Annotated in this window: 1 protein-coding gene; it reads left to right on the forward strand. The window is 39.6% G+C overall.

From position 1 onward, the window contains the following. A partial coding sequence (locus tag L3N39_RS18870) for a glycoside hydrolase domain-containing protein (protein ID WP_237258966.1) occupies positions 1-510 on the forward strand: 510 nt, incomplete at both ends.

The raw sequence follows: 510 nt of genomic DNA on the forward strand, positions 1-510 counted from the left end.
ATTCAATATGGTCTTTACGTTAATGGATTCTATTCAGGCGCCTTCAATGGCCAATATACACAAAATGTTGACGACGGTATAGTTTCCTTTAGAAAATTCATGAAGTTGCCTCCTTATACTTCAACTGCTGACCTAACTGTGATCAAAGGCTTATTAACTAGTAATGGTAACACTAACCGATCTTCAGATGGTGTCGACATGGCTACTCAAATCACATCAGCTGCTACGGCTAAATCACTGAAAGCAGCTGGCTATAACATTATCGGCCGTTATTTGACAGGAAGCGTCGGGACTGGTGCTGATAAACGAGATAAAAATTTGACTAACACTGAAGTTAAACTGCTATTAGATGCTAACCTTAAGATTTTTCCGATTTACGAAGATGGAGGTTATGAAGAAAGTTATTTTAATAGCAAGCAAGGTTTCGCAGACGCTTCTATTGCCGTTAATACTGCACGTCAGCTTGGCCTACCAAGTGGGACAGTTATCTATTTTGCCGTTGATGTTGAT

The sequence above is a fragment of the Pseudomonas oligotrophica genome, assembly GCF_021726475.1.
Lineage (GTDB): Bacteria > Pseudomonadota > Gammaproteobacteria > Pseudomonadales > Pseudomonadaceae > Stutzerimonas > Stutzerimonas oligotrophica.